Here is a 4,564-nt window from a genome sequence, read left to right on the forward strand (position 1 = left end):
CCGCACGGGGGAGGACCACGTGACCCAGCCCGCCGCAGCACCCGCGTTCCTCGGGTTCGCGGGGTGGCCTGTTCCCCCGCCCTGGCAATGGAGGCTCGGCCCCGGCGCGTCCGCAGCGCAGCACGAGCCCGGCGAGGTCGCCGGCTACTTCCGCGACGCCGGCGTCCGCCACGCCGACAACGTGGCGGAGGTGCTGCTCAGACAGCGGCGCCTCCCGAACCTCCGGCCGCTCGACCTGGTCGCCGGGGTCGACAACTACGCCCCCGACCCGGGGCACGCGTACGCCGCCGGGTCCGCCGACAACACCGGGGCCTACACCCGCGCGTTCCTCGATCGCCTGGTGCACAAGGCAGACCGGCTGCGCGACATGCACCGAGGCGGCGGCGTACCCGCACCCGACGACCTCGCGGACATGGACCCCGCGATGGCCCGATGGTTCCGCCACTCCGTCGCCGAGCTTCCGGCCTCCGACCTGCTGGCCGTCGCCGGCGAACTCGACAGCCTCGCACAGGCGCTGGCGGCGAAGACCGGCATCGCGCAGCCGTCCCCGCCGACCGACGAGGACCGCCGCCGGGAACCGGAAGCCCAGGACCGCGCCGGGACGGACGACCTGGCCGCCGCGATCGACGAATACAGCCTGCACAGGACCATGCCCTTCCTGCATTCGCCCGACCGCACCGAGCAGGCCGCCGAACGCGACCGCCGCGCCGCCCGGATCGCGGTCCTCGACGCCCAGAACCCGCACCTGCGGGCAGGCCTCACCCTCGCCCGCAGCCAGGTCGTGCGCGCGATCGTCCCGGAATCGGCCGTCCAGGACGATCGCCGCGACGGCACGCAACCCCTGCGAGCAGCCCCGGCCGCGGACGAGGCACTCGTGCGCGCGTTGAGCGATGACGCCGACAGGCTGGCCATCCACCTCCTGCTCGACGAGGTGGTCGAGACGTTCCAGCGCAGTGGAACAGCCGCCACGCTCCCGCGCAACGAACTGCTCGCCTTCTCGCCTCAGGACCCAGCCCGCAGCCGCCAGCGCGCTGAACTCGCTGACCGGATCGCCGCGCTGCACCGGGACCATCCGGACCTGGTGCACGCACTGCCCCCGATGCAGGCGGGGCTCGTCCGCGGCATCCGCACAATCCAGGCCCTGAGCCAGGACGACCGTGCCCCGCGCGCCGCGGAAATGGCGGCCAAGGCCGGAACGGGGCTGCCCCTGCGGCTGGCCGAACGAGACCGCCGCAGGGAACAGGAGGCAGCGGACCGCGCCAGGCTGGACGAACTGTCCGCCGTGATCGACCAGTACAGCCGGCACCAGGCCGCGCCGTGGCTGCGTTCGGCCAGCAGCGCCGAGCAACAAGCCGTGCTCGTCCGCCTCGCGGCGCGTGTCGCGGTCCTCGACACCCGGAACCCGCACCTGCTGGCCAGCCTCACCCCCGACCGCGCCCGGGTCGTGCACGCGCTGGTGCCGGAATCGGCCGCCCGCGAACACCGCGCCGACTGGCCGCCGCCCCAGCCCCAGGAACTCGCCCCTCGCGAGGTCGCCGATTTCCGGCTGGATCCCGACAGTTCGGCCCGAATACAGGCCCTCCTCGACCGCGTGCGGCAGTGGCTGCGCGAACGGGGAATCCCCGCCGAGCGCCCGGAGCACGCCGCAGCACCGGAGCGCGGCCCGCGCGTCGCCGCCGAACCGCTTGCGACACAGCAAGAACAAGGCTGGCAGCCGCACAAGGAGGCTCGGCCGGGCACCGGCCCGGCCCGCCCCGGCGCTCATGCGCAACCCGCAGGCTTCGCGACCGCCGCGGAGATCGTCCCGGACGGCACACCGCGCCCGCCGGCCCGCCCCGAATCCCGGTCCCGGACCGACGCCCTGCGCGAGGAACTGCCGGAAATGACCGGCACAAAGTTCGAGCTGCAAGGAATGCGAGGCGGTCCCGCTGTGCCCGGCCGAACCGGTTGGCACTACCTCGCCACTCCGCACGACGACGAAGCGCCGCCGGCCCCGCAAGAGCAAAAACCGGTCCAGCGGCCGCGCGCCGAACGGCCGGGCACCGCCGCGAGCCGCCACGGCGGCCCCGCGCAACCGCCGGGCCCGGGCAGGGCGCGATGACGACCACGCCGACCACCCCGGAGGGGACGTCCATGACCCAGCCCGCCGAAGAGCCTGTGCTGTTCCGGGGATTCGCCGACCGGCCCGTTCCCGTGCCCCCGCTCTGGGTGCTCGACGACGAGCCGTTCGCGAGCTGGACCTCCGACATCGACGACTACTTCCGCCTCGTCGGCGCCGAGCACGCCGACATCGCAGCAGAGCAGCTGATCACGACGCGGGACGTGCCGGGATCCCGGCCGTTCGACCCGGAGGCCGAGGTCCGGCGATACGACCCCCGACCCGCCTACGTGACGAACGCGGACGGCGAGGACAACGTCGGCGCCTACACCTCCGCGTTCCTCGACCGCCTCGCCCACAAAGCGGAACTGCTGCGCGGACTGCAGCGCGGCCGGCCCGAGCCCGCGTTCGACCTCGCCGAGGACCGGGCGCCGGAGCGGGCCCGGCGGACCCGCGACAGCGTCGCCGGGCTCCCGGCCGCAGACGTGCACGCCGTCGCCGACGAACTCGACGACCTCGCCCGAGCCTTGTCGCGCAAGACCGGCGTGCGGCTGCCGCGGTCGCTGGCCGAGAAAAACCGCCTGGCCGAGCTGGCCGCCGCAGTCGACCGGTACAGGGAGCACGCAGCCAGGCCCTTCCCGCATACGCCCAGCAGCGCCGCCGAACTCGCCCGCAGCGCCGCCCGCGTGGCAGCCCTCGACACCCGGAATCCGCACCTGCTCGCCGGCCTTTCCGCTGAGCAGGCACGTGCCGTGCACGCGCTGCTGCCGGAGTCCGCCGCCCCCGAACACCGTGCAGACGAACCGCCGTCCCGGCCACACACGCTTGCCCCGCAGCAGGACTTCCTCCGCGACGACCCGTGGCGCCGAGGCGGGGAACAGCGTCGCGACCAGGGACCACCCGCCGATCCCGTCCGCAGCGACGCGGGGCACGGCGGCCCAGCCGCCGCCGAACCGGCGCAAGCCCGGCAGGAACCGGCCAGGCGAGCACGCGCCGCGCGGCCGGGCGCCGCCGCGCACCGCCGCGGCGGACCCGCGCAACCGACCGATCCCGGCCGGGCCCGATGACGACCGCGCCGACCGCACAAAGGAGGAATCTCGTGACAGAGCCCGCTGAGGCACCCGCGTTCCTCGGATTCGCCGGCTGGCCCGTACCCGTGCCCAACGGCTGGGGCGACGACATCGACCCGTTCGAGCACATCGTCGACGATCCCGACGAGTTCTTCCGCTTTGTCGGCATCGCTCACGCCGACAGAGCGGCGGACCAGATGATCAGGGCGCGCAGGCGGCCGGGCTTCCGGACGTTCGACCTCGACGACGTCGCGCGGTACAACCCCGATCCCACGTTCGTCTACGGCAACGGTTACACCGGATCCGGTCCCAGCAACGGCGTCGGCGCCTACACCTTCGCCTTCCTCGACCGCCTCGCCCAGAAAGCGGAGATCCTGCGGGACGACGACCGCGCACGCGCGTTCGAGGAGGCCAGGTTCTCCGGGCCGGAGGAGGAGGAGGACGACCGCCGGTTCGGCGAGCCCGCCGCCGAGTTTTCCGCCGCCGACATGCTGGCCGCCGCCGACGAATTCGAGGGCCTCGTCCGTGCCCTGTCGGACAAGACCGGCGCGCGGTTGCCGCCGGTGCTGGCCGAGAAAGACCGCCTCCTGCACCAGGAAACACAGGATCGCGCCCGCCTGGCGGAGCTGACCGAGGCGATCGACCAGTTCATCGCGGTGGGCCTGACCGCCCCCGAACCGCCCCGAACCCAGCCCCGCCGGGAATGGGCGCGCGTCGAACGACCAGGGCACGACCCCGAGCGTGTCGAGCTCCGCGCGGCCCGGCCCGGCGAGCAGGCCGTGGCGCCCCGCGACGGCGCCGAACCGCCGCCTGTCCGGGAAGAACAGGCCGCGCGGTCGCGCCTTGCCCGGCCCGGCACCGCCACGGCCCGCCACGGCAGTGCCGGCCATCCCGGCTCCGGAAGGACCCGATGACCACCGCGCCGGCGCGCTGCTGACCACGCGCGCACCGCGCAGCCAGAACGACGATCCGGGGGGACGACGTGAAGGAAAACGAAAAACCAGGCCACAATGGAGACCGTGACGATGAATCACTACGGGGCACAGACCCAGGAACACTGGAGGAAGCACCGGGCGGCGGAGTACGCCCAGATCGAGGACCCGGCGACGTTCTTCACGGCCAAGGGCAAGGAGATCGCCGCGGAGATCGAACGCCGCACGAACGAAGCCGAGCAACAGCAACAGGCAGGCCAGAGCACGGACTTCATGGCGAACCTGGCGAGCCTGAACAACGTCTCGACGACGGTGAGGGACGAGGTGATGCGCGAGATGGCGTTCACCGAGCCGGGCAGTCCGATCTAGAACGGTTCCGGCCCCGGGGGCAGCAGGACTTCGCGCCCTCGGGGCAGAAAGCGCGGATCGAGGCGAACCTCGCCGCGCTGCGCGTCCTCGCACGG

The 4,564-nt window shown here is 73.5% G+C and carries 4 protein-coding genes; all 4 read left to right on the forward strand.

Annotation, left to right across the window (positions count from 1 at the left end; translation table 11 throughout):
• The first annotated feature begins 19 nt into the window (after positions 1 to 19).
• Complete coding sequence (locus BM362_RS32335; protein WP_093575750.1) at positions 20 to 2,101, forward strand: hypothetical protein; 2,082 nt, start codon at positions 20 to 22, stop codon at positions 2,099 to 2,101.
• Complete coding sequence (locus tag BM362_RS32340) at positions 2,098 to 3,165, forward strand: hypothetical protein (RefSeq protein WP_143132561.1); 1,068 nt, start codon at positions 2,098 to 2,100, stop codon at positions 3,163 to 3,165. The genes BM362_RS32335 and BM362_RS32340 overlap by 4 nt, the downstream gene beginning before the upstream one ends.
• Positions 3,166 to 3,197: 32 nt before the next feature.
• Positions 3,198 to 4,082, forward strand: a complete 885-nt coding sequence (locus BM362_RS32345; protein WP_093575752.1) for a hypothetical protein — start codon at positions 3,198 to 3,200, stop codon at positions 4,080 to 4,082.
• 105 nt (positions 4,083 to 4,187) lie between these two features.
• The gene (locus tag BM362_RS32350; RefSeq protein WP_143132562.1) at positions 4,188 to 4,469 is read left to right on the forward strand and encodes a hypothetical protein; all 282 of its coding nucleotides are present in this window, start codon (positions 4,188 to 4,190) and stop codon (positions 4,467 to 4,469) included.
• Positions 4,470 to 4,564 lie beyond the last annotated feature (95 nt).

It is taken from the genome of Amycolatopsis rubida, assembly GCF_900115345.1.
Taxonomy (GTDB): domain Bacteria; phylum Actinomycetota; class Actinomycetes; order Mycobacteriales; family Pseudonocardiaceae; genus Amycolatopsis; species Amycolatopsis rubida.

What these genes read in the sequence shown, in the direction of transcription:
- BM362_RS32340 (WP_143132561.1), top strand. Translation starts at nt 2,098, where the DNA reads ATGACGACCACGCCGACCACCCCGGAGGGGACGTCCATGACCCAGCCC.